This is a genomic window from Microbacterium sp. NPDC087868, assembly GCF_044900755.1.
Lineage (GTDB): Bacteria > Actinomycetota > Actinomycetes > Actinomycetales > Microbacteriaceae > Microbacterium > Microbacterium galbinum.
Genome location: NZ_JBJDNO010000004.1, coordinates 129,255 through 149,330 on the forward strand (window position 1 = coordinate 129,255; position 20,076 = coordinate 149,330).

The 20,076-nt window shown below is 69.7% G+C and carries 20 protein-coding genes and 1 tRNA gene; 15 read left to right on the top strand and 6 right to left on the bottom strand.

What is annotated here, in order from left to right; genetic code table 11:
* Window positions 1-134: 134 nt before the first annotated feature.
* Window positions 135-1,859 carry a ubiquinone-dependent pyruvate dehydrogenase gene (poxB, locus tag ACI2JZ_RS14520; RefSeq protein ID WP_404598228.1) on the top strand — a complete coding sequence of 575 codons (1,725 nt, stop codon included), beginning with the start codon at window positions 135-137 and terminating at the stop codon, window positions 1,857-1,859.
* Window positions 1,860-1,928: 69 nt separating this feature from the next.
* Here poxB and ACI2JZ_RS14525 read toward each other — a convergent pair whose 3' ends face one another.
* Both ACI2JZ_RS14525 and ACI2JZ_RS14530 read right to left on the bottom strand, forming a co-directional pair.
* Complete coding sequence (locus ACI2JZ_RS14525; RefSeq protein ID WP_404598229.1) at window positions 1,929-4,727, bottom strand: hypothetical protein; 2,799 nt, start codon at window positions 4,725-4,727, stop codon at window positions 1,929-1,931.
* Between the two features lie 22 nt (window positions 4,728-4,749).
* On the bottom strand, window positions 4,750-6,582 hold the full coding sequence (locus ACI2JZ_RS14530; protein ID WP_404598230.1) for an HSP90 family protein: 1,833 nt from the start codon (window positions 6,580-6,582) through the stop codon (window positions 4,750-4,752).
* 192 nt (window positions 6,583-6,774) lie between these two features.
* Here ACI2JZ_RS14530 and ACI2JZ_RS14535 point away from each other — a divergent pair.
* From ACI2JZ_RS14535 to nusG, 3 genes are all read left to right on the top strand, one after another.
* Window positions 6,775-6,847 (top strand) — tRNA-Trp (locus ACI2JZ_RS14535).
* Window positions 6,848-6,886: 39 nt separating this feature from the next.
* Window positions 6,887-7,159: a preprotein translocase subunit SecE gene (gene secE / locus ACI2JZ_RS14540; RefSeq protein ID WP_247625129.1), complete on the top strand. Its 273-nt coding sequence runs from the start codon at window positions 6,887-6,889 to the stop codon at window positions 7,157-7,159.
* A gap of 78 nt (window positions 7,160-7,237) precedes the next feature.
* Window positions 7,238-8,272 (top strand): transcription termination/antitermination protein NusG, encoded by a 1,035-nt coding sequence (gene nusG / locus ACI2JZ_RS14545; protein WP_247634128.1) that lies wholly within the window; start codon window positions 7,238-7,240, stop codon window positions 8,270-8,272.
* Between the two features lie 63 nt (window positions 8,273-8,335).
* Here the strand turns inward: nusG and ACI2JZ_RS14550 are convergent, their stop codons facing one another.
* Window positions 8,336-8,920 carry a hypothetical protein gene (locus ACI2JZ_RS14550; protein ID WP_404598232.1) on the bottom strand — a complete coding sequence of 195 codons (585 nt, stop codon included), beginning with the start codon at window positions 8,918-8,920 and terminating at the stop codon, window positions 8,336-8,338.
* Between the two features lie 252 nt (window positions 8,921-9,172).
* Here ACI2JZ_RS14550 and rplK point away from each other — a divergent pair, with 252 nt between their 5' ends.
* The 5 genes from rplK (at window position 9,173) to ACI2JZ_RS14575 (ending at window position 12,794) form a co-directional block, all read left to right on the top strand.
* Window positions 9,173-9,604 carry a 50S ribosomal protein L11 gene (gene rplK / locus ACI2JZ_RS14555; protein WP_247625126.1) on the top strand — a complete coding sequence of 144 codons (432 nt, stop codon included), beginning with the start codon at window positions 9,173-9,175 and terminating at the stop codon, window positions 9,602-9,604.
* Between the two features lie 11 nt (window positions 9,605-9,615).
* Entirely contained in the window at window positions 9,616-10,302 is a 687-nt protein-coding gene (gene rplA, locus ACI2JZ_RS14560) for a 50S ribosomal protein L1 (RefSeq protein ID WP_247625125.1), read from the top strand.
* Between the two features lie 190 nt (window positions 10,303-10,492).
* A complete protein-coding gene (locus ACI2JZ_RS14565) occupies window positions 10,493-11,311 on the top strand; it encodes an amino acid ABC transporter substrate-binding protein (RefSeq protein WP_404598234.1) in 819 nt (272 codons plus the stop codon).
* Between the two features lie 3 nt (window positions 11,312-11,314).
* Window positions 11,315-11,980, top strand: coding sequence for an amino acid ABC transporter permease (locus ACI2JZ_RS14570; protein WP_247625123.1), 666 nt, complete (start codon window positions 11,315-11,317; stop codon window positions 11,978-11,980).
* Entirely contained in the window at window positions 11,967-12,794 is an 828-nt protein-coding gene (locus ACI2JZ_RS14575) for an amino acid ABC transporter ATP-binding protein (protein ID WP_404598235.1), read from the top strand. The genes ACI2JZ_RS14570 and ACI2JZ_RS14575 overlap by 14 nt, the downstream gene beginning before the upstream one ends.
* A 15-nt stretch (window positions 12,795-12,809) precedes the next feature.
* On the opposite strand, the gene ACI2JZ_RS14580 is transcribed toward ACI2JZ_RS14575, so the two are convergent.
* Window positions 12,810-13,463: a LysE/ArgO family amino acid transporter gene (locus ACI2JZ_RS14580; RefSeq protein ID WP_404598236.1), complete on the bottom strand. Its 654-nt coding sequence runs from the start codon at window positions 13,461-13,463 to the stop codon at window positions 12,810-12,812.
* A 70-nt stretch (window positions 13,464-13,533) separates the two neighbouring features.
* On the opposite strand from ACI2JZ_RS14580, the gene ACI2JZ_RS14585 reads away from it, so the two are divergent.
* Window positions 13,534-14,412, top strand: coding sequence for a LysR family transcriptional regulator ArgP (locus ACI2JZ_RS14585; protein WP_404598237.1), 879 nt, complete (start codon window positions 13,534-13,536; stop codon window positions 14,410-14,412).
* On the opposite strand, the gene ACI2JZ_RS14590 is transcribed toward ACI2JZ_RS14585, so the two are convergent.
* Complete coding sequence (locus ACI2JZ_RS14590) at window positions 14,403-14,897, bottom strand: MarR family winged helix-turn-helix transcriptional regulator (RefSeq protein WP_247625120.1); 495 nt, start codon at window positions 14,895-14,897, stop codon at window positions 14,403-14,405. The genes ACI2JZ_RS14585 and ACI2JZ_RS14590 overlap by 10 nt on opposite strands.
* Entirely contained in the window at window positions 14,884-16,581 is a 1,698-nt protein-coding gene (locus ACI2JZ_RS14595; protein ID WP_404598239.1) for an MDR family MFS transporter, read from the bottom strand. Before ACI2JZ_RS14595 ends, ACI2JZ_RS14590 begins: the two co-directional genes overlap by 14 nt.
* A gap of 278 nt (window positions 16,582-16,859) precedes the next feature.
* Between ACI2JZ_RS14595 and ACI2JZ_RS14600 the strand changes: the two genes are divergently transcribed.
* From ACI2JZ_RS14600 to ACI2JZ_RS14620, 5 genes are read left to right on the top strand one after another with little or no spacing between them, the layout of a single operon-like run.
* Complete coding sequence (locus ACI2JZ_RS14600; protein ID WP_336642148.1) at window positions 16,860-17,495, top strand: SipW-dependent-type signal peptide-containing protein; 636 nt, start codon at window positions 16,860-16,862, stop codon at window positions 17,493-17,495.
* Window positions 17,496-17,502: 7 nt separating this feature from the next.
* Window positions 17,503-18,159, top strand: coding sequence for a SipW-dependent-type signal peptide-containing protein (locus ACI2JZ_RS14605; protein ID WP_404598240.1), 657 nt, complete (start codon window positions 17,503-17,505; stop codon window positions 18,157-18,159).
* A gap of 34 nt (window positions 18,160-18,193) precedes the next feature.
* Window positions 18,194-18,808 (top strand): signal peptidase I, encoded by a 615-nt coding sequence (locus tag ACI2JZ_RS14610; protein WP_404598241.1) that lies wholly within the window; start codon window positions 18,194-18,196, stop codon window positions 18,806-18,808.
* A complete protein-coding gene (locus ACI2JZ_RS14615) occupies window positions 18,805-19,470 on the top strand; it encodes an LPXTG cell wall anchor domain-containing protein (RefSeq protein WP_404598242.1) in 666 nt (221 codons plus the stop codon). The genes ACI2JZ_RS14610 and ACI2JZ_RS14615 overlap by 4 nt, the downstream gene beginning before the upstream one ends.
* 44 nt (window positions 19,471-19,514) lie before the next feature.
* Window positions 19,515-20,048: a hypothetical protein gene (locus ACI2JZ_RS14620; RefSeq protein ID WP_247634137.1), complete on the top strand. Its 534-nt coding sequence runs from the start codon at window positions 19,515-19,517 to the stop codon at window positions 20,046-20,048.
* The last annotated feature ends 28 nt before the right edge of the window (window positions 20,049-20,076 follow it).

The following is a 20,076-nucleotide window of genomic DNA, read 5'->3' on the forward strand; positions in this document are numbered from 1 at the left end:
TCGCTCAGGGACCGGAACACGCTCCGGTTCCTGAGCGAGGAGCGTAGCGACGAGACGAAGGACCCGACGGATGCCGAGTGCGCACTCGACACCCGATCAGACCGCGCGGGTCGGGGCGGGCGTAGGGTCGAAGCATGGCCAATGTCGCTGAGAACATCGTCAAGACTCTGCACGCCAACGGGATCGACCGGGTCTACGGACTGCCGGGCGATTCGCTCAACGGTTTCACCGACGCCCTCCGGAAGGACGGCACGATCCGCTGGGTCCACGTGCGCCACGAGGAGGCTGCCGCCTTCGCCGCCGCTGCGGATGCCGCCACCACGGGCGACCTCGCGGTCGTCGCGGGCTCCTGCGGGCCGGGAAACCTCCACCTGATCAACGGTCTGTACGACGCCAATCGCTCGCGCGTTCCGGTGCTCGCGATCGCCGCGCACATCCCGACGAACGAGATCGGCACGGGCTACTTCCAGGAGACGCACCCGCAGGAGCTGTTCCGCGAGTGCAGTGTGTACGTCGAGTACGTCGCCGACACCAAGCAGATGCCGCGGCTGATGGAGATCGCGATGCGCGCGGCGATCGAGAAGCGCGGCGTCGCCGTGCTGGTGATCCCGGGCGACGTCGCACTCGCCGAGATCGCCGACGACCGCAGCGTCGTGATCGAGCGCACCCGCCCGGTCGTCGTGCCCAGCGGCCCCGAGCTCGAGAAGGCGGCGACCATGCTCAACGCCGCGAAGAAGGTCACGATCCTCGCGGGTGCCGGCGTCGAGGGAGCGCACGACGAGGTCATCGCCCTCGCGGACGCTCTCGGCGCACCCATCGTCCACGCGCTCCGCGGCAAGGAGTTCATCGAGTACGACAACCCGTTCGACGTGGGTATGACGGGGCTGCTCGGATTCGCCTCGGGCTATCGCGCGATGGAGTCCGCCGACGCGCTCCTGGTGCTCGGCAGCGACTTCCCGTACGAGCAGTTCTACCCCGACAAGGCGAAGACGATCCAGGTCGACATCCGCGGCTCGCAGCTCGGCAAGCGGCATCCGCTCGATCTGGGCCTCGTCGGCGACGTGCGTGCGACGGCCGAAGCCCTTCTCCCGCGCATCGCCCGCAAGGACGACCGCGGCCACCTCGACGACGCCCTCGCGCACTACCGCAAGACGCGTGCGAAGCTCGACGACCTCGCGGTGCCGACGAAGCCGGGGCGTCCGATCCATCCGCAGTACCTCGCGAAGCTGCTGAACGACCACGCCGCAGACGACGCGATCTTCACCGCCGATGTCGGGTCTCCCACCGTCTGGGCGGCCCGCTACCTGCACATGACCGAGCAGCGCCGTCTGATCGGCTCGTTCACGCACGGGTCGATGGCGAACGCGCTGCTGCACGGCATCGGGGCGCAGGTCGCGCACCCCGAGCGGCAGGTCGTCGCGCTCGCGGGCGACGGCGGACTCGCGATGATGCTCGGCGAACTGATCACCCTCACCCAGAACCACCTGCCGGTGAAGACGATCGTCGTGAACAACTCCTCGCTCAACTTCGTCGAGCTCGAGATGAAGGCGGCGGGCTTCGTCACCTACGGCACCGACCTGACGAACCCGAGTTTCGCGGCGATCGCCGAGGCGATGGGCATCTTCGCGCGTCGGGTCGAGAACAGCGAGGACCTGCCGGATGCCGTCCGCGAGGTCCTCGCGCACGATGGCCCCGCGCTGCTCGACGTCGTCACCGAGCGCCAGGAGCTGTCGATGCCCCCGGCGATCGAGGCGGCGCAGGTCAAGGGCTTCGCGCTCTACGCCATCCGCACGGTCATGTCGGGACGCGGCGACGAACTCCTCGACCTGGCACGCGCGAACTGGCGCCAGTTCCTCTGACCCTCCGCTGCGCTCAGGGATCCACAAATCTGGGTCCCTGAGCCTGTCGCAGGGCCCGCCGCGAGAGACTCAGCTCTCGACGAGTGCCCGCACCTCGGCGGCCTCGCCGTGACGGCCGAGCCCCTCGAGCACGTCGCCGAGTTCGAGGGCCGCGACCTGGCGCAGCTGCGGGAACTCCGCCCCGTGCTCGATCACACTGCGGTACACGGCCACCGCATCGGAACCGCGCTCGTTCGAGACGAGCACGCGGGCCGCGAACAGCTCCGAGCCCCCGGCGGAGCCGATGTCTCCGATGGTCGCGAAGGCGTCGGCGGCGGTGAGCGCGGCGGCGACGGACTCGTCGATCCGGCCGAGCTGGGCGAGCGCGCGCCCGCGGGAGTCCGTGACGTCCGCGCGCAGCCAGTCGGCCTCGTGCTCGGTCGCGAGGGCTGCGACCTCGTCGAAGAGCGCGAACGCCCGCTCGTCGCCGCGCCCACCGTAGGCCTGTCCGAGGTTGTGCAGCACATCGGCCATGACGCCCACGGCGTCGGGTGCGCGACGCACGATGTCGGCGGCCGATTCGAGCAGCGCGAGCGCATCGTCGTTCTCGTCGAAGCGCGCGAGGATCTTGGCCTGCTCGCTCATGGCGCTGGCCTGATCCGCGTACTCCTCGCCCTGGCCGAACAGGTCGGCGGCGTAGCCGTACGCGCCGACCGCCTGACCGAACTCTCCCGCCGTGGCGAGCGAGCGGGCGAGCAGCATCGCCGTGGCGGCGCGCGAGGCGGGTTCGACCTCGGCTTTCTCCTCGCGCTCGAGCACGGTACCGAACAGCTCGGCGGCCTCGTCCGCATCGCCGGCCGCGAGCATTGCACGCGCGAGACGGAAGTCGGCGCCCGTGGCATCCGCTCCTTCCTGTGCGGCGATGCGCGCGAGCACCCGGAACCGCGCGACGGCCTTCTCGGGCTCGCCGGCGTCCTCCCATAGCGCGCCCGCGAGCAGGTGCGCCGAGCCGAGTGCACGGGTGGCCCCGAGGCCCGCGATCAGGCGGCAGACCTCGTCCGCATCGGCAGCGCCCTCGGCGAAGTCGCCGCTGCCGCCACGGATGCGGGCCCGCGTCTCGAGCGCGTGCGCGCGGTGGCCCGTGCTGAGGTCGTCCTGCGCGATCAGCCGGTCGAGCAGAGCGGATGCCGCTTCGGTGTCGCCCTTGTGCAGCAACGCCGAGATCGCGACGAGCGTCGTCGTGTTCGACAGGCGGGCGTCCTCGGCCTCCGCGAATGCGCGCGCCGCCTGCTCGGCGAGGTTCAGCGCGGCGTCGGCGTCGTCGCCGCGCAGGTGCAGCGATGCCCGGCTCAGGGCGAGATCTCCCCGCGACCACGCCGGCAGAGCCGCGGCGTCGGCGAGCTCGCGGTCGAGGGCAGCGGCATCCTCGGGGGTGGCGAGGCCGAAGGTCGCGAGCCCGAGGCGCTCCTCGAGATCGGCCTGCTCGGCCTTCCCCGCCGCGCGCAGGGCGGCGATGCGCTCGGGAAGCACCGGCCACGCCTCCTCGGCGCGATCGAGCGCGACGAGGATGCCGAGGCGCATCGACAGCAGCTGCGCGCGCTTCTCGGGGTCGGCGACCTCGAGGGCGTGCGGGAGCGCGGCGAGGGTGCCCTGCTCGTCGCCGTACTGGGCGAGCTGCATCGCGCGCTCGTACCACCCGTCGGCGTCCGTCGGATCGACGGTGGCGGGCTGTGCGACGAAGGCATCCGAGCGGATCGGCACGTCGTAGCTCTCGGTTCCGAGCGCGCGCATCCGGTCGAGTGCGCGGGCGTGACCGTCGGTACGGTCGCGGCGGTCGAACTCCGCACCGAGGCGCTCGGCCGTCGCCCAGGCGGCTGCGGCGAGGTCGGCGGCGCTCCAGGGGCCGTCATGCGGTCCGAAGAACGGCACGAGGGCTGCGGCATCCGCTCCCCGCACCGGGGTCTCGCCGTGGCCGGTCGCGGCGACGCGGTCGAGCGCGACGGCGAACGCGGCGAGTGCGGCGAAGTGCGCGTCGACGTTGAGTCCGTCGTGCGCGAGCCAGCCGATGTGCCGTTCGACGAGCGACAGTGCGCGCGCCTCGTTGCCGGTGATCGCGGTGAAGACGATGTTGTTCGCGACGATGCGGAGGTTGTCGGGGTTGTCCTTCGCGAGCCGGTAGCTGCGCAGGTGCGCGGTCTTGGCCTCTTCGCCCCGCCCGTTGCGCAGGTACGGCACCAGCACGCGCGAGAGGGCGTGCTCGGGTTCCTCGCCGCACGAGAAACCGCCCTCGATCATCTCTTCGACGAGGCGGATGGCGTCGGCATCCCGATCCGTCTCGGCGAAGAACCCGGCGAACTGGCTGCGCCCGCAGGCGTCGCAGTGGCTGTGGTCGTCGCGCGGGGTCGCCTCGAGCTGCACGCGCAGCGCCTCGGCATCGTCGATGCGTCCCGCGTCCCACGCGTCTTCGAAGCGGGCGGTGAGCACGCCGCTGAGTCCGAGGTCGGCCGCGCGGTAGTGGTTCTCCATGTCGTCGAGCACCGCGGCGATCTGCTCCTGCGAGAACGCGGGGGAGGAGCGCAGCGACGACGCCATCCACTTGAACTGCCACATCAGGTCGGCCCCGCCGTACTCGAGGTCGGCGGGGAACCGGCCGGGGTCGGCGTCGTGGCGGGCGAGGCACCAGGCGAAGGAGTTGAGCATGACGTCGGTCGCGCCGTTCATGTTCGCCGATGCGGTCTGCCGCATGCGCGCCTGGTACTCGAGCTGCTCGTCGCCGATCTCCTGCGCGAGGGCGACCGCCTCGGCCACGAGAGTCTGCTCGGCGGGGCCCCAGGGCGTGCGGTCGATCTCTTCGATGAGCTGCGAGAAGCGCTTCTTCGGACGGGTCATGGACATCTCCTCGGTGCGGGAATCAGCGGGCGGGCCCGTCGGCGGTGCCCTCGAAGGGGAACGCGTCCTCTTCGAGACCGGCCGAGAGCGAGACGAGGTCGCCGAGAGCGGTGGTCATCAGCGTGCGGTCGGCATCGCTGAGCGGGTGGTGCCCGGCGAGCAGGGCCTGGATGTACAGCAGCTGGAGGGTGCGCGCGAACACGGCGTCGTCATCGACGCGGACCAGGGCGCGCACGACGCGGTTCGACCAGTTCAGGCACAGGCGCGCGCTCAGGTCGTCGTCGCGGGCGGAGGACAGCGTCTGGTCGATCTTGTCGAGCACACCGCCCCAGAGCGAGCCGGTGATGCCCTTCGTGCGGCCGCGATCGATCGCACGCAGCACGTCGGGATCGGCGACGTACAGGCCGGTCAGGTCGGGGCGGTCGATCGATCGCACCACGACCGCGCACGACGAGGCCGCGAGCACGGCGCTCGCCCTGGCCTCGAGGGCGACGGCGGCGTCGCGGTCGTCGAGCGGCGGAGGGTCGAGCCGGTCGAGTTCACCGGTGACGTCGACCTTCTCGATCGTCACGGCGGGGTAGAGGTCCGGCAGCATGCGCACGAGGTCGGCGTCGTAGAGGTAGCCGCCGTTGACGAGCACCTCGGATGCCGGCGAGATGCCGGCGACCTGGCGGAACTCGTCGACCGACGAGGCGTAGCGCACGTGCGGGTAGCGTTCGACGAGGTCGCCCAGCTGCATCGTGCCGTGTGTCGTCTCGACGGTCAGCCACCGGGTGATGAACCGGGCGAGTTCCTCGTCGTGACGCACGAGCGACTTGAGCCCGAGCTCGTGGATCGCGACGAACTGGGCCAGCCGGTGCGGCTCGCGCAGACCGAGCTCGAGGATCCAGCGGCGGATGCCGGCGCCGAGCTGTTCGCGCACGCGTTCGAGCGCCGCGTCCTCGACGAGCGATTCGCGGCTCGCGGTGGGCGCGAGCCCGGTGGAGTCGACGACCGCTCTGACGAAGAACGCCCAGTCGGGGAGCACGTCGGCGGCGCGTTCCGAGAGGAGCATCCGGCCGAGGTACATGCGCGTGGCCTGCCGTGCGCCGGGAGGAGGAGCGAAGGGCAGCACGTAGGCGAGTCCGCGGGTGCCGGTGGCCGGCTCGTGCAGCTCGATGACGTCGAGGGGCGCCGCGCCGAGCAGTTCGCGGCCGTACTGCACGGCGGTTTCGGGGGTGCCGTCGAGGAACGGGGCCGGGTGCGTGATGTCGATGTCACCCGCGCCGGAGTCGATCGTGACCCGCACGGGGAGGAACTCGGCGAACGCGGTCGCGAGCTCGTTCACCGCGGCGGGGCGCAGCAGGTCGCCCGCGTCGAAGCGCGGAACGAGGTGCACGCTCGTGCCGATCGGCAGCTCCTCGTCGATCTCGGCGACCTGGAAGGTGCCGTCCGAGCTGCCCGTCCACTCGACCGACGCCCCGCCCTTCGCGCTACGGGAGCGGATGACGATGGTGTCGGCGACCATGAAGCAGCTGAGCAGGCCGATCCCGAACTGGCCGAGGTAGTCGCTGCGGGGCAGGTCGAAGATGTCGCGCTTGGAGCTGCGGCCGACGGTGGCGAGCAGGTCCGCGACCTCGGTGAGCGTGAGTCCCACGCCGTCGTCGCGCAGCACGAACTCGCCGTTCTCGGCGGTGAGCGGGGTGATCCGGATCTGTCCGCCCCCGCCGTCGACCTCTCGTCGGGCGGTGATCGCGTCACGGGCGTTCTGCAGCAGCTCGCGCAGATAGACCCGGGGGCTGGAGTAGATGTGGCGGCTCAGAAGGTCGACGACGCCGCGCAGATCGACCTGGAACTGCTGCACATCCGCTGTCATCGACACCCCTCCCAGAGATTCCCCGCATCGAAGCCTACAAGAGGGGGCCGACGTCGCTCCGGTTCGGCGGGCGACGTCGGATGCCGTACACTGGGGGAGCAGTTTGTTCTCTGCATTCTTTCGCCGTGCCCCGGGTCACTCCGAGGCATTTCGTGAAAGGATGTGGGAACACCCCGAGACCTCCCGGTCTCTAGGGCGGTAGCTCAATTGGCAGAGCAGCGGTCTCCAAAACCGCAGGTTGCAGGTTCGATTCCTGTCCGCCCTGCGCGTCAGCGCACGCTGACACACGAAAGGTACATTCAGGATGAGTCAGGACGAACCGCGCGGCGAGGTCATCGCGGCTGGCGCCGCCCGCGAGAAGAAGGGCAACCCCTTCTCCCGGTTCTTCGGAAGCATCGCCCTGTTCATCCGCCAGGTCATCTCCGAACTGCGCAAGGTCGTCACGCCGACCCGCAAAGAGCTTTTCAAGTTCACCGCGGTCGTGCTCGTCTTCGTCCTGATCGTGATGGGTATCGTCTACGGCCTCGACACGTTCTTCGCGTTCGTGACGCACTACGTGTTCGGTATCCCCGGCTGATGACACCCCCGCGGCTCGCGCCGCAGGCTGACCGACAAGTCTCCACGGCTCTCGCCGCGGTGAGTGGAAAGAAGCAACGTGTCTGAACGATATTCCGACGACGCCGACTGGGCACCTGCCGCAGAGCAGTCCAGCGAAGAGGACGAGGCCCAGGAGGGCAACATCCTCGCCGCGGAAGAGCGCGCATCCGAGTCGGCGGAGCACGTGGCCGTGCACGTCGAGGACGAAGACGGCGATGACACCGACGACGACATCGAAATCGAAGACCCGGAGGCGGACGCGATCGTGAACGACGCTCTCAACCTGGACGAGGCAGCGGAGTCCGAAGCCGCCGCCGAGGTCCTGAACGACGCAGTGGCCGAAGAGACGGCCGAGCTCGAGGCCGCCGAGGCCGACGAGGTCACCCCCTACGACGGGCCCGACGTGAACGGTGAGGAAGACCGTCCCGCCGCCGACGTCGAGGCCGATGAGGACGACGAGGACTCCGAGGAAGACCCCTACGAGGCGTTCCGCCTCGACCTGCGGATGCTTCCCGGCAAGTGGTACGTCATCCACTCGTACGCGGGCTTCGAGCGCAAGGTCAAGGCGAACATCGAGCAGCGCAAGTCGACGCTCGAGGTCGAGGACGAGATCTACCAGGTCGAGGTCCCGATGGAGGACGTCGTCGAGATCAAGAACGGCCAGCGCAAGATGGTCACCCGCGTGCGCATCCCCGGCTACGTGCTCGTGCGCATGGAGCTCACGGAAGACACCTGGTCGGTCGTGCGCCACACCCCGGGTGTCACGGGCTTCGTGGGCAACGCCCACAACCCCACGCCGCTGCGCTTCGAAGAGGCCTTCAACATGCTGAAGTCGCTCGTCGAGGTCAAGGACGTGCCGACCGCCAAGAACATCGCGTCGAAGGGCGGCGTCGCCGTCGCCCGTCCGCTGCCGGCAGAGGTCGACTTCGAGGTCGGCGAGACGATCACCATCAAGGAGGGTTCGTTCGCGGGCCTTCCCGGTTCGATCAGCGAGATCAAGCCCGAGAGCGGCAAGCTCACGGTCCTCGTCTCGCTCTTCGAGCGCGAGACCCCGGTCGAGCTGTCGTTCGACCAGGTCACGAAGATGATCTGACCCGGAACTCTTCACGCAGAACGCCCCGCCGGTCCGTCCGGCGGGGCGTTCCGCGTTCGGTCGCTAGTCGCGATCAGCCGCGGCGACCATCGCGACCACGAAGTACGCGACGCTGTCCTCGGGGCCGTTCTCCACGCGCTTGAACGCCTTGCTCAGCGGATTGGAATAGTCGCCCTTCGGGCCGACGACCAGAAGGTCGAACGGAGCCCGGAGAGGTACGTCCGCCGGAGTCTTCACCCATCTGTAGCCGTGCTGGCGCACCATCACCTCGCCCACGTAGAACCCGGCGGCGAGCACGGTCTCCGCCACGGCGTCGCTGCCGGGTTCCTCGAAGTTCCCGAGCACGCCGTCGACCGTGCGCAGACTCTCGACCGAGTAGTCGAGAGTGATGCCGTCGATGTTCCGCACGGCGTCGGCGAACGTCTGCGCGTGCGCTGCGGCGAACTCCGCCTCGGGCGGATGCTGCAGGCGCAGACCCCGGCCGGAGAACGCGGCTCCGCGAACCGGAGCACCGCCGTCGAGCTCGGCGGCCAGTTCCGCCTCGAGGTCGCCGCGGATGATCGGCATCGCCGTCGTCGGTGGCGCGGCTTCGACGCGCGGTGCGGGTGGGGGAGTCGGGGTCTTCGGCTTGCGGCGGAACAGTCCCATTCGTGCTCTCCTTCTCCTGCCACCTCTCGTGCCGAGGTGGCGGTGGCTGACCCGTTCACCCTCGCATCCGTATCCGACTTCCGGCTGAGAACACCCGCGCGTCGCGCGAGGTGCGCGCGGCGGCATCCATCCGGTAGACTTCTATGGTTTGTGCGCCGTTTCTGCGTGCGCGCGAACATCACCGCCGTCCGGAATCGCCGGATCGCGGGAGAGCGGATGCATCCGGCATCCGTTCGAGGAAAGGAAGAGGAAATGGCACCGAAGAAGAAGGTGACCGGCCTGATCAAGCTTCAGATCAACGCCGGTGCAGCCAACCCGGCGCCGCCGATCGGCCCCGCGCTCGGTCAGCATGGCGTCAACATCATGGAGTTCTGCAAGGCGTACAACGCCGCGACCGAGTCGCAGCGCGGCAACGTCATCCCCGTCGAGATCACCGTCTACGAGGACCGCAGCTTCACCTTCATCCTGAAGACCCCGCCCGCAGCGGAGCTCATCAAGAAGGCCGCCGGCGTGCCCAAGGGCTCGTCGACCCCGCACACCGTCAAGGTCGCGAAGATCACCAAGGAGCAGGTCCGTCAGATCGCCGAGCAGAAGCAGGCCGACCTGAACGCGAACGACATCGAGGCCGCCTCGAAGATCATCGCCGGAACCGCCCGTTCCATGGGCATCACGGTCGAGGGCTGAGGAGAATAATCATGGCTAAGTCCAAGGCTTACAAGGCTGCCGCCGAGAAGATCGAGGCAGACCGTTTCTACACCCCGACCGAGGCAGTCGCCCTCGCGAAGGAGACCGGCTCGTCGAAGTTCGACTCGACCGTCGAGGTCGCGCTGAAGCTCTCGGTCGACCCCCGCAAGGCGGACCAGATGGTGCGCGGCACCGTCATCCTGCCCCACGGCACCGGCAAGACCGCCCGCGTCATCGTCTTCGCCACCGGCCCCGCGGCCGAGGCAGCGATCGCTGCGGGTGCCGATGAGGTCGGCGGCGCCGAGCTCATCGAGAAGGTCGCCGGCGGCTGGACCGCGTTCGACGCGGCCGTCTCCACCCCGGAGCTCATGGGCCAGGTCGGTCGTCTCGGTAAGGTCCTGGGTCCGCGCGGCCTGATGCCGAACCCGAAGACCGGCACCGTGACCCCGAACACGGCCAAGGCCGTCGAGGAGATCAAGGGCGGAAAGATCGAGTTCCGCGTCGACAAGCACGCCAACGTGCACTTCGTCGTCGGCAAGGCCTCCTTCACCGCCGAGCAGCTCGACGAGAACATCGGCGCAGCGCTCGAGGAGATCGTCCGCCTCAAGCCGTCCAGCTCGAAGGGCCGTTACATCCAGAAGGGTGCGGTGTCGACCACGTTCGGCCCCGGCATCCCGCTGGACGTCAACTCCATCTGACGCTGAGTCACCGAAACGCCCCCGGGTCCGCCCGGGGGCGTTTCTGCGTCCCGGCATCCGCACCCGATATACCAAAACCGCAACGCAACGTCATCGCCGGCCCGCCACCCCCTCGACTCCACGTACTGTGGGGGAGTCCCGCCGCGGTCGCGTAAAATCGCACCGCGCACCTTATGCCCCAGGAGGGTTCATGTCCCGTCGTCTCATCGCCGTCACCGCACTCGTCGTCGCCGCCGCGGCGCTCACCGCCTGCAGCGGTTCGAGCACGCCCGCCAGCACGTCGAGCGACGAGAGCTCGGCATCCTCCGACTTCGACCTCGCGACGGAGGGCACGCTCACGGTCGGCACCGAGGGCACCTACCGCCCCTTCAGCTTCCACGACGACAACGGCGCGGGCGAGCTCACCGGCTACGACGTCGAGATCATCGAGGCCGTCGCCGACAAGCTGGGCCTCGAGATCAAGTTCGAGGAGACCCAGTGGGACGCGATCTTCGCGGGGCTCGACGCGGGTCGCTTCGACGTGATCGCGAACCAGGTCACGATCAACGACGACCGCACGGCGAAGTACCTCTTCAGCACGCCGTACACCGTGTCGCCCGGCGTGATCGTGGTCGCCGATGACGACGACTCCATCTCGTCGTTCGCCGACCTCGAGGGCAAGACCACCGCCCAGTCGCTCACGAGCAACTGGAAGGACCTCGCCGAGGAGTCCGGCGCCAAGGTCGAGGGCGTCGAGGGCTGGGCGCAGGCCGTCGAGCTGCTGCGTCAGGGCCGCGTCGACGCGACCATCAACGACAAGCTCACCTTCCTCGACTACGAGACGACCAACAGCCCCACGGGCCTCAAGATCGCTGCGGAGACCGACGAGGCGGGCGAGCAGGCCTTCGCCTTCACGAAGGACAAGGAATCGCTCGTCGAGGCCGTCGACGCCGCGCTCGAAGAGCTGCGCGCAGACGGCACGATCGCCGAGATCAGCGAGAAGTACTTCGGCGAAGACGTCTCGCAGTAACCGATGGAGAGCCCCTGGCAGCTGTTCCTGGACTCGCTCGGGCCGATCGCCCTGGCGGGTCTGACGGCGACGGTCCCGCTCGCGCTGGCGTCGTTCGCCCTGGGGCTCCTCATCGCGGTCGGCGTCGCCCTGATGCGGATCTCGGTGAACCCGATCGTCTCGGGAATCGCCCGGTTCTACATCTCGGTGATCCGCGGCACCCCGCTGCTCGTGCAGCTGTTCGTGATCTTCTACGGCATGCCCTCGATCGGCATCACGATCGATCCCTGGCCGAGTGCGATCATCGCCCTGTCGCTGAACGTCGGCGGCTACGGGGCCGAGGTCGTGCGTGCCGCGATCCTCTCCGTGCCGCAGGGGCAGTGGGAGGCCGCGTACACGGTGGGCATGAACCGCACCCGCACGCTGACCCGCATCGTCCTGCCGCAGGCCGCGCGGGTGTCGGTGCCCCCGCTGTCGAACACGTTCATCTCACTCGTGAAGGACACCTCGCTCGCGTCGCTGATCCTCGTGACCGAGCTGTTCAAGGTGGCGCAGCAGATCGCCTCGACCACCTACGAGTTCATGGTGCTCTACCTCGCCGCGGCGCTGGTCTACTGGGTGTTCTGCCTCGTGCTGTCGTTCGGCCAGAGCGCCCTCGAGAGGAGGCTCGACAGCCGTGTCGCCCACTGACCCGATCGCACTCCCGCCCCAGGCCCCGCAGGGCGAGGAGCTGCTCGCCGCCCGCGGACTGCGCAAGAGCTTCGGCGACAACGAGGTGCTCCGCGGCATCGATCTGACGCTGCACCGCGGCGAGGTCGTCGTGCTCGTCGGCCCCAGCGGCTCCGGCAAGACGACCGTGCTGCGCGCGCTCAACGGCCTCGAGACCCCGGATGCCGGCACGATCGTCGTCGCGGGTGGACCCGACATCGACTTCGCCCCGGACGCTCGCCCGAAGCCGCGCGTGCAGAAGCAGAAGCGTCTCGCCCTGCGCGACCGCTCGGCGATGGTGTTCCAGCACCACAACCTCTTCCCGCACCTCACCGTGCTCGAGAACGTGATCCAGGGTCCGTGGCGGGTGCAGGGGCGCCCGAAGGCCGAGGTCGTGGCCGAGGCGCGGGCCCTGCTCGACCGCGTGGGTCTCGCCGACAAGGCGGATGCTCGACCCCATCAGCTCTCGGGCGGTCAGCAGCAGCGCGTCGGCATCGTGCGTGCACTCGCTCTCAAGCCCGACCTGCTGCTGTTCGACGAGCCGACCAGTGCGCTCGACCCCGAGCTAGTGGGTGAGGTGCTGCTGGTGATCAAGGAGCTCGCCGACGAGGGCTGGACCATGGCCGTCGTCACTCACGAGCTGAGCTTCGCCCGCGAGGCCGCCGATCACGTGCTGTTCATGGACGGCGGCGTGGTGGTCGAGCAGGGGCCGCCGGACGAGCTCTTCAGCGCCCCGAAGCACGAGCGCACGCAGCGCTTCCTCACGCGCATCCTGCGCCCCCTCGACGGCATCTGACCCGGGAGCGCGCCCTCAACCCAGAACGGGCAGCACGAGGCTGACGGCGAGTGCGATCATCACGACGGCGATGAGCGCGTCGAGGATCCTCCACGAGCGCGGCGTCCGCAGCCAACGGCCCAGGTAGCGGGCGCCGAAGCCGAGAGCGGTGAACCACAGGATGCTGGCCGTCACCGCGCCGGCGGCGAAGAGCCAGCGCTCCTCGCCGTGCGTCGCGGCGATCGAGCCGAGCATCAGCACGGTGTCGAGGTACACGTGCGGGTTCAGCCAGGTGAGGGCGAGGACGGTGAGGACCACGGGCGCCAGGGCGGTGCGCGTCGCGGTGGCCGTGCCGCCCGCAGAGGGGGCGGTCTCGCCCGCGGGCTCCGAGGCATCCAGCGCCTGGCCCTCACCGCGCCAGGCGCGACGGGCGGCGAACAGGCCGTAGGTCAGCAGGAAGAGTGCCCCGGCCCAGCGGGCGACGATGACGAGCCAGGGGGCGGCGGCGATCACGAATCCGAGCCCGGCGACGCCGGCGATGATGAGCGCGGCATCCGAGAGCGCGCAGATCACGACGACCGCGAGAACGTGCTCGCGGCGGATGCCCTGACGCAGCACGAAGACGTTCTGCGCGCCGATCGCGACGATGAGGGAGAGGCCGAGGCCGAGGCCGGAGAGCACCGAGAGCATGGTCTCAGCGTAGAAAGCGCCTCCATAAAGAGCCAGCGCAGATTCCTTCAGAACCATTAGCATCGCTAATGTGAGGATCGATCCCGAACTGGCCGCCACTCTCGCCGCCGTCGCCGACGAAGGAACGCTCGACGCGGCATCCCGCGCCCTGCGCATCACCCCGTCCGCGGTCAGTCAGCGGGTGAAGACGCTGGAGCAGCAGCTGGGGCGCATCCTGCTCGTGCGCACCAAGCCCGTGCGGCTCACCGAGGCGGGGGAGTCGGTGGTGCGCCTCGCTCGCCAGATCGCTCTGCTCGAGCAGGACGCCCTGACCGGACTCGGTGTCGACGACGGCATCCCGACGAGCAGGCCCGTCATCCCGCTGGCCGTCAACGCCGACTCGATGGCGACGTGGTTCCTGCCTCCCCTCGCTCGCCTCGCGGAGCGGCACGGCATCGACTTCGATCTTCATCGCGACGATCAGAACTTCACCGCCCGCCTGCTCGAGTCCGGCGACGTGATGGCCGCGGTGACCAGCGAGAGCGCACCGGTGGCGGGCTGCTCGGTGTCGCCGCTCGGGGTGCTCGAGTACCGGGCGGCCGCGGCCCCCGGGTATGCGCAGCGATGGTTCCCGGGCGGGGTGACGGCGGCTGCTCTCGCCGTCGCGCCCTTCGTGGACTTCGACCGCCGCGACACGCTGCAGCACGAGTGGTTGCGCACACAGGGCGTCTCGCCCGAGGGCATCCCGCGGCACTACGTCCCGGCATCCCACGACTACGCGCGCGCGGTCGAACTGGGGCTCGGATGGGGGATGGTCCCGGCTGTGCAGGAGGCCGCGGGGCTGGTACACCTCGGCGCCCCGGCGCTGCGCGTGCAGCTCTACTGGCAGCAGTGGAACCTGCGCTCCGCACTGCTCGACACGATCGCCGCCGAGATCGCCGCCGAGGCGCGGGTGGTCCTTCAGCCCTGAGCGGCGGTCGGCATGCCGGGCGTCCCGCCGGAGGCGAGGGCGTGCAGGAGTCGGGTGAGGCTCTCGATGTCGTCGATGTCCCAGTCGGTGAGCGACTGCATGAGCATGCCCTCCTGGGGTTTGCGGGCGAGCGCGAGGCGCTCCTGGCCGTGGGGCGTGAGGCGCAGGATCGACGAGCGGCGATCCGTCGGATCGGCCGTGCGCTCGACGAGGTCGAGGTCTTCGAGCTCGCGGACGGTGCGGCTGGCCTGCCCCTTGTCCATCAGCATCCGCTCGGCGAGCATCGACACGGTCGCCTGCTCGCAGCGTGCGATCGTCGTGAACGCCTTGTATGCCCCGGGGAGCATGCCGGGGCTCACTCGGTTCGCGTTCTCCAGGATGAGGCGACGGAAGTGCGTGATCAGATCGCTGAACTCCGCCTCGAGGGCGCGGACCGCAGCGGTCCGCGCCTCCGAGGCGTCGATCGGGTGATCAGTGGCGGTCATCGGATGCCGTTCCCGTCGAGCCGCGGCCGTCGACGATAGTCAGGGTGCCGGTGGTCGCCGCACCCGAGAGGGCGACGGAGTCGGCGATCGCCGTCTCGCCGGCACCGTCGACCGCGGCATCCGCCGACGCCCGCTCGCTCGTGGTCATCGTCGTCAGCGGCCGGTTCGGGAGGAACAGGATCGCGACGAGGCTGATGATGGCGAGCGGGATGCCGATGACGAAGGCGTGCGAGATCGCCTGAGCGTAGAAGTCCTCGATGATCGAGCGCACCGGTTCAGGGAGCAGGCGCACCTCGGGCAGCGTGCCGCTGGTGAGCTGGGCCGCGACATCGGCGCCCTTCTCGCCGAGCTGCGCGATCGCGGCGCCCAGGCGCTCCTTGCCGTCGGCGAACAGTCCGGTGAGTGAGTTCGCGAGCACCGCACCCATCACCGAGACGCCGACGGTGCCGCCGAGGCTGCGGAAGAACGTGACGCCCGAGCTCGCGACGCCCATCTCGCTCGGCTTCGCGACGTTCTGCACGATCAGTACGAGGTTCTGCATCGTCATGCCGACGCCGGCACCCATGAGGAACATGTAGATCGAGACGAGCACGAAGTCCGTGTCGTAGTGCAGCGTCGACAGGAGGACGGACCCGGCGATCAGCAGCACGGCGCCGAGCACCAGGTAGCCCTTCCACTTGCCGAAGCGCGTGACGAGCTGCCCGATCACCATCGAGGAGATCAGCAGTCCCGCCATCATCGGCAGCGTCATGAGACCCGCCTCGGTGGGCGTCGCACCGCGCGAGAGCTGCATGTACTGCGCGAGGTACACCGAGGTGCCGAACATCGCGACGCCGATCGAGATCGACGCGATGACCGAGAGCGTGAACGTGCGCCCGCGGAACAGCGTGAGCGGGATCAGCGGCTCGCGCACCTTCAGCTCGACGATGACGAACGCGATCGCGGCGACGACGGCCCCGCCCACCATGAGTGCCGTCTCGGTGCTCCACCAGTCGAAGGTCGACCCGGCGTTCGTGATCCAGATGAGGATCAGCGACACGGCGGCCGAGAGCAGCACGATGCCGACGTAGTCGATCGACGCCTTGCGGGTGCGCTCGGTCGAGATCTTCAGCGTGCGCTGCAGGATGATCAGCGCGGCGACGGCGAACGGCAGGGAGACGAAGAAGTTCCAGCGCCAGTTCGCGGCATCCGTGATCCATCCGCCCAGCAGTGGTCCGCCGACTGTCGCGACGGCCATGACGGCGCCGAAGAGGCCCATGTACCGGCCGCGCTCGCGGGGGCTGATGATGTCGGCCATGATGACCTGGCTGAGGGCGGCGAGTCCGCCGCCGCCGAGACCCTGGATCGCGCGGAAGGCGATGAGGGTGTTCGTGTCCTGCGCGAAGCCGGCCGCGGCGGTCGCGCCGACGAAGATGATGATCGCGATCTGGATCAGCAGCTTGCGGTTGAACAGGTCGGCGAGCTTTCCCCAGATCGGCGTCGAGATCGCGGTGGTCAGCAGGGTGGCGGTGATGACCCAGGTGTAGGCGGCCTGATCGCCACCGAGGTCGTGGACGATGACGGGCATCGACGTCGAGACGACCGTGGTGGCGATCATCGAGACGAACATGCCGAGCAGGAGGCCGGTGAGGGCCTCGAGCACCTGGCGGTGCGTCATCTTGGCGGGAGCGGAGTCCGTGGACATGCAGGACCTTTCGCAGTCGGAGAGTGGATGCCGCGACAGCCCTGGCGCGCGCGAAGATGGTTGAACTTCGTCAACTATAGGTCGGTGGTTGATGTTCGTCAACTATCGATCCGCGCCAGGTCGCGAACGCGCAACGATCGGGACCGCAGGCGAAAGATACCTTGAACGACCGTGCAGTCTCGGGAAGGATGGCCGGAACGCAACGGTGCGCGGCCTCTGAGGGGTGGCCATACGACGTACCGGAGCGACCGATAAGAATTCCTGAGGGGGAATCGCACATGGTTACGAAGGATCGGAAGCGCAAGACTCTGGCAGTGCTGGCGGGCGGGCTCGTGCTCGGCGTCGGAGTGGCGGTGACGCTCGCGGCCTGGAACGACTCCGAGTTCGCGACCGGCACGTTCACCGCCGGCTCGTTCAATCTGCAGGGCTCGACCGCGGGTGACGTGAGCGCCAACTACAGCGACCACAACGTCGACACCGGAGGAACGGCGGCCACGCTCGCCTTCACGCTGCCCACCGGCGTCGTCGGCAACATGGCACCGGGAGACGCGGTCTACGCGGGCTTCTGGGTGCGACTCGCTCCCGGAACGACGACGGGCGCGAGCCTCTCGGCCGCCGGCACGACGACGGGTGCCGCCGCGACGACGAACTCCGGCAACCTGTCGTACCAGGTGTACCAACTCGCACCCGGTGCCACCTGCAACGCGGCATCCGCCACCGGCACCCCCGTCGCGACCGGGGCGACGATGGACGCGCAGACCGGCGTGACCGCGATGACGCTCGCCAAGGGAGCGGATGCCGCGACCGCCGGCACGGCCGTTCAGCTGTGCTTCAAGGTGACCGCCGGCACGGCGCTGAAGCAGGGCGTCGCGACCACGACGACCTGGAAGTTCACGGCGACGTCGACGAGCTGAGTCCGTCATGCAGACCCGCAGAGCGATGCGGGAGGCGAAGCGACTGCGCTCCCGCCGGATACGGGCCGTCCTCGCGGGCGGACTCGTCTTCGGTGTGGGCGCGGCCATGACGCTCGCCGCCTGGAACGACTCCGAGTACGCGACCGCGACGTTCACCGCCGGACGATTCGACATCGTCGGCGCGACCGACGGGGCCACGTTCTCGAGCCATGCGACGACGGGAGCTGCGGCGACGCTGAGCTTCGCCGTCGCGCCCACGGCCATGGTGCCTGGCACGACGACGTATGCGCTGTTCAGCGTCAAGACGGCGAACCCATCCGGTGCGGGCACGCTGCAGCTGACGGCGGGGACGCCGAGCGGCACCGGGCTCGCCGCGCACCTGACGTACGGGGTGCGCCTGGTGCCGACCGCGGCGACCCCGAGCCTGTCGTGCACGGCCGCGACGTACGCCGCGGCATCCGCCTCGACGTCCATCGTCGTCGCCGACGGGTCGGCGCTCACGACGAACGGCGCAGCGACCGGCACCGTACCGCAGGCGGTGACCGCGAACGGCGGCAACCAGCTGAACTACTGCGTCGCCGTGACGCTTCCGACGACAGCGGTCAACGCCGCGCAGGGGCTCACCATGACGCAGACCTGGCAGATCCAGGGAACATCCACCTGACCGTCCGCAGCGGTCGACCACGCGAGGAGGGGTGATGAGCACGCCGACCACGAGGCGGGGCCTGCGCGAGCGGGCCGTCGCGTCGGGCGCGCCCGCGATGGCGCCGGCGCCCGCGGTGCCCCGCCGCCGCGGCGGCATCGGACGGATGCTCGGCGACCTCGGGCTGTGGATCGCCGCCGCGGCCGGGGTCGTGTGCATCGTGCTCGTGATCCTCGCCGTGACCGCGAACATCACGCTCATCATGTTCCGCACCGGGTCGATGTCTCCGACGATCCCCGCAGGATCCGTGGCCGTCGTGCAGCGGGTGGATGCCGCTCAGGTCGAGGTCGGAGAAGTCGTCACGGTCGACCGCGACGACGAGTTGCCCGTCACGCACCGCGTCACCTCGGTCGAACCCGGTGCGAGCGAGTCCGAGCGCATCATCACGATGCGCGGCGACGCGAACGCCACCGACGACCCCTTCCCCTACACCGTGACCTCGGTGCGGACCGTGCTCTTCTCGATCCCCGGCATCGCGAGCGTGATCGTCGGAATGGGCGACCCGTGGGTGCTCGGAGGACTCACCGCGGGGGCCACGGTGCTCGTGATCTGGGCGTTCTGGCCGCGGTCGGGATCGGCCGCGACCCGCAAGGAGCAGGGGCTCACATGAGGCGCCGACTCGCGATCCTCCCGCCGGTGCTCGTCGCCGCCGGCATCCTCGCGGCCGCCCCCGCCATCCTGGCTGCCGCCCCCGCGTGGGCCGCTCCGACGACCGAGGTGATCCAGGGGCGCGTGCTGCGCCTCGTCTCGGTCGCCGACTGGGCGCAGGCCTCGCGGCTGCTGCCCGGCGAGCCGGTCCAGTGGGACGTCGCGGTGAGTGCGAGCCCGCCCGATCCCGGCACCGTCACGATCGCCGTGAGCGCCGCCGGAGACGCGCCGCTACTGGTCGACGCGGCCCTCTGCATGCAGGAATGGCAGGAGAGCGGATGCCCGGGCGGGGCCGAGGAGCTCGAGTCGGGGTGGAGCATCCCGCGCGACGGTTCCGAGGTCGCGCTCGCCGCATTCCCCTCCACCGACGTCGCGCACCTGCGACTGTGGATCACTCTCGACGCCGATGACGACGACGGCATCACCGATGTGCGGGTGCACGCGCAGGGTGCGGGGGAGGCGGTGGTCACCGGACCCGGAGGCGATCCTCTCCCGGCCACGGGCGGGACGATCGCGCCGTGGGCGACCGGGGCGGGCGTGGGGTTGGCCGTGGCCGGCATCGGACTCGTGGTGCTGCGCCGGCGGGACCGCCGCGGCGCGCAGCTCCCGGAGGGCGACGCATGAGCGGGCGGGAGCAGATCCGGGCGCGGGGTGGGAGGAGACGGCGGATGCTCGCCGGGATCGTCGGGCTGTCGGTGTTGCTCGCCGGCGGCACGGTCTCGAACGTCCCCCTCACCGAGGCGCGGTTCACCGGTACCGAGAACGTCGCCTCGGGAACGTTCACCTCGTTCCGCCTCGTCCCACCGCAGATCACCGCGGTCGTGAACTGCACGGGGCTGCTGGGACTGGGGCTCGCGAACGGCGTGACGTTGGAGTGGTCGTTCCCTGCGGGGGCCGCCTATTCGGGCTTCGCTCCGGCGACGAACGCGCAGTGGGCGTTCAACGCCGCCGGCGACAACTGGCAGGCGGTCACGACCACCACGGTGTCGCCGGGGGTATATCGAACGACCTTCAACACCGGCATCATCAGCGACCTCCTCAGCCTGCTTCTCGGCGGGTCGATGGTGTTCCAGGTGCGGACGAAGCTCAACGCCACGTCGACCTGGGTGTCGACCCAGACCTCGAGAGTGACGTTCACGAACACCGGAGGAGGCCCGCTCGGGCTCTCACCCGTGTGCTCCGCACCGGTCAACGGCACCTGAACCGGGGCTGCGGCCGTGCGCGGGTCTG